2 tRNA genes are annotated in these 421 nt (G+C 46.8%); both read right to left on the minus strand.

The annotated features are described in order from the left end of the window. Window positions 1-159: 159 nt before the first annotated feature. Window positions 160-235, minus strand: a tRNA-Ala gene (locus HB860_RS21985). 10 nt (window positions 236-245) lie between these two features. Then, window positions 246-322, minus strand: a tRNA-Ile gene (locus tag HB860_RS21990). Window positions 323-421 lie beyond the last annotated feature (99 nt).

Consider the following 421-nt stretch of genomic DNA (forward strand, 5'->3'; position numbering starts at 1 on the left):
CAAGAAGTTTCCAAAGCACTTGTAACAAATGTTTGAGAACTACTTTTTAAATCAGCTTTCCAGATTGTTAAAGAGCAAACTTCGTAAAGAAGTCAAAGGCATTAACTGAATATTGCTATCCAATTCATGGCTTTGTCTTCTGACAAACACAGTACGATATGGTGGAGCTATGCGGGATCGAACCGCAGACCTCCTGCGTGCAAAGCAGGCGCTCTCCCAGCTGAGCTATAGCCCCGTAATCGAAGTGGTGGGTCTGAGTGGACTCGAACCACCGACCTCACCCTTATCAGGGGTGCGCTCTAACCACCTGAGCTACAGACCCACTTCGTGTACTGTCTCTAAACTTGAATCAAGGCAATCTGTGTGAACACTCAACAACACGACATCTTAAGGTAAGGAGGTGATCCAACCCCAGGTTCCC

Origin of the sequence: Aeromonas genomosp. paramedia (assembly GCF_023093515.1) — a bacterium.
In the GTDB taxonomy this organism is placed as follows: domain Bacteria; phylum Pseudomonadota; class Gammaproteobacteria; order Enterobacterales; family Aeromonadaceae; genus Aeromonas.